General features: G+C 67.5%; 1 protein-coding gene. It reads left to right on the forward strand.

Features of this window, described 5'->3' with window-relative positions:
• The coding region (locus tag C486_RS00760; RefSeq protein ID WP_008451926.1) for a thiolase C-terminal domain-containing protein at positions 1-661 on the forward strand (661 nt) is incomplete at both ends.

Genomic DNA, 661 nt, shown 5'->3' on the forward strand with positions numbered 1-661 from the left:
AGTGGGAGCGCCTCTCGGGGACCACCTTCTCGGGCGTCTACGCCCAGATGGCCTCGGTCCACATGGAGCAGTACGGCACCACGCGCGAGAACCTCTCGCGGGTCGCCGTCAAGAACCACGAAAACGGCGCGAAAAACCCCCACGCGCAGTTGGACTTCGAGTGCTCGCTCGAGGATGCCCAGTCCGCGCCGGTCGTCGCGGACCCGTTAAACCTCTATCACTGCTGTCCGACCTCGGACGGGGCGGCCTGTGCGCTGATCGTCAGCGAGGACGTGGTCGACGACTACACGGACGATCCGATCCGGGTCGCCGGCGTCGGTGCCGGCAGCGACACCGTCGGCCTCTTCCAGCGCGACACCTACACCGGCGTGCCGGCGAGTCAGCGCGCTGCCGAGACGGCCTACGAGATGGCCGACATCGAGCCCGACGACCTCGACTTCGCGGAGGTTCACGACTGCTTCGCCATCGCGGAATTGCTGGCGTACGAGGACCTGGGCTTCTGTGAACCGGGCGAGGCCGGCCAGTTGATCGAGTCCGGCGCGACGGCACTCGGCGGCGACCTCCCAGTGAATACCTCCGGCGGCCTCAAGTCCAAGGGCCACCCCATCGGCGCGACGGGTGCCGGACAGGTCGTCGAGGCCTACAAACAACTCTCCGGGAA

The sequence above is a fragment of the Natrinema gari JCM 14663 genome (assembly GCF_000337175.1).
Classification (GTDB): Archaea; Halobacteriota; Halobacteria; order Halobacteriales; family Natrialbaceae; genus Natrinema; species Natrinema gari.